Annotated in this window: 1 protein-coding gene; it reads left to right on the top strand. The window is 58.6% G+C overall.

Going from position 1 to position 1,196, the window contains the following annotated elements:
• Positions 1–79 precede the first annotated feature (79 nt).
• Positions 80–1,054, top strand: a complete 975-nt coding sequence (locus tag BO1_RS48910) for an IS5 family transposase (RefSeq protein WP_028223786.1) — start codon at positions 80–82, stop codon at positions 1,052–1,054.
• Positions 1,055–1,196 lie beyond the last annotated feature (142 nt).

Raw genomic sequence — 1,196 nt, 5'->3', positions numbered from 1 at the left:
TAAGGCAATGCTGATCAAGTCCACCACTCATGGCTGTCATGCGTTATAGCGTGGACATGCAACGGTAAAAGCAGAAACGATGAAGCAACTGACACTGGCGATGGCGGTCGATCAATGCTCGGGATTCGGAGCGCAGCGCAAACCTACGCGACGCGAGGTGTTCCTCGATGAAATGAATAGGCTCGTGCCGTGGGCGGAACTGTGCGTGGTAGTCGAGCCGTATTACCCGAAACGCGGCAACGGTCGGCCGCCGATCGCGCTGGAGCGCATGCTGCGGATTCATTTTTTGCAGCACTGGTTCAACCTTGCTGACCTTGCGTGCGAAGAAGCGTTGTACGACAGCCTCAGCCTGCGCCGTTTTGCGGGCATTGACCTGGGCAGCGAAACCGTTCCGGATGCGACGACGCTGCTCAAATTCCGGCACCTGCTGGAAGAGCACAAGCTGGGCGAGCGAATCTTCGCCGAGGTCGGCCGGGTGTTGCAGGCACGCGGAGCGAAGCTCAAGAGCGGCACGATTGTGGATGCTACGCTGATCGGCGCGCCTTCTTCGACGAAGAACAGGGAGAAAGCGCGGGACCCTGAAATGCATCAGACGCGTAAAGGACAGCAGTGGTATTTCGGCATGAAGATTCATGTCGGCGTGGATAGCCAGAGCGGACTGACGCATAGCGCGGTCGTCACGGCCGCCAATGTGCACGACAAACACCCGCTGCCACAGCTTCTGCATGGCCAGGAGCAGCGGGTCTATGGCGACAGCGCGTATGCGAGCCAGAAAACACTGATCCATGGCAAGGCCCCAAAAGCCCGCGACTTCACGAATCAGCGCACGCGCCGCAAGGACAGCGTCGATGAAGTGGCGCGTCGCAAGAACCGCAACAAGTCGAAGATTCGCGCCCGCGTCGAACATGTGTTCGCCGTGGTCAAACGGTTGTGGGGTTTCACGAAGGTGCGCTATCGGGGTCTGGCGAAGAACGCCAATCGCGCCTTCGTTGCACTCGCGCTGGCAAACCTTTACCTGTCGCGAGGCCGATTTACGGGACAGGTGCGCCCGTAATGGGCGAAGCGCGGGCGAAAAGTCCGCGCAGAACCCCTGCGGCGCGATAAAACGAAGTGGAATGACCATCTTCAGTGGTTATTCGAAAGTTTACGCATGATCAATCGCGATCAGTCGCGTTTACACGGCTTGATCAGCATTG

This window comes from Paraburkholderia oxyphila NBRC 105797, from assembly GCF_000685075.1.
Classification (GTDB): Bacteria; Pseudomonadota; Gammaproteobacteria; order Burkholderiales; family Burkholderiaceae; genus Paraburkholderia; species Paraburkholderia oxyphila.
This window is presented reverse-complemented; position numbering and strand designations above follow the sequence as displayed.